The organism is Bartonella sp. CL63NXGY (genome assembly GCF_042194905.1).
Taxonomy (GTDB): Bacteria; Pseudomonadota; Alphaproteobacteria; order Rhizobiales; family Rhizobiaceae; genus Bartonella.
Genome location: NZ_JBHINK010000105.1, coordinates 1 through 335 on the forward strand (window position 1 = coordinate 1; position 335 = coordinate 335).

Here is a 335-nt window from a genome sequence, read left to right on the forward strand (position 1 = left end):
TATGGAATATCAAAGTGGGCAACCTGATTCAGAGCGTGAACCCCAGCATCGGTTCGTCCAGAACCAATAACGGGGATTGCCGGTGTTGGGTTCTTGGCAATTTTGTTCACCGCGGTCTTAAGCGTTTGTTCGACGGTTCGTTTATGAGGTTGAATTTGGAAGCCAGAGAAATTCGCCCCATCATAAGCAAAGGTAATTTTATAACGATACATTTTAGTCTCCTCAACTAAAGCCAAATTTTCAATAGCATCAGTCCAATGGTCACCATTAACATGATTAGCAAGGCTAACGAGTCACGAGTCCGCCAGCTTAACTGTTGATAGTTTGTCCGGGGC

General features: G+C 44.8%; 1 pseudogene. It reads right to left on the reverse strand.

Annotation, left to right across the window (positions count from 1 at the left end):
• Positions 1-212 (reverse strand): annotated as a pseudogene (locus ACFIK0_RS09500) (tRNA pseudouridine(38-40) synthase TruA); the annotation flags it as partial.
• Positions 213-335 lie beyond the last annotated feature (123 nt).